Source organism: Anoxybacillus sp. ST4 (genome assembly GCF_019448545.1).
Classification (GTDB): Bacteria; Bacillota; Bacilli; order Bacillales; family Anoxybacillaceae; genus Anoxybacillus; species Anoxybacillus pushchinoensis.
Genome location: NZ_JAHZOE010000107.1, coordinates 1 through 255, shown reverse-complemented (window position 1 = coordinate 255; position 255 = coordinate 1). Strand labels below are relative to the sequence as shown.

At 55.3% G+C, this 255-nt stretch carries 1 rRNA gene; it reads left to right on the top strand.

The features are described 5' to 3' along the window. Nucleotides 1–255, top strand: a 23S ribosomal RNA gene (locus tag K1I44_RS15635); the annotation flags it as partial.

The window sequence follows — 255 nt, the reverse complement described above, 5'->3', positions numbered from 1 at the left end:
GGGTTCAGAACGTCGTGAGACAGTTCGGTCCCTATCCGTCGCGGGCGTAGGAAATTTGAGAGGAGCTGTCCTTAGTACGAGAGGACCGGGATGGACGCACCGCTGGTGTACCAGTTGTTCCGCCAGGGGCACAGCTGGGTAGCTATGTGCGGAAGGGATAAGCGCTGAAAGCATCTAAGCGTGAAGCCCCCCTCAAGATGAGATTTCCCATCGCGTCAAGCGAGTAAGATCCCTTGAAGATGACAAGGTTGATAG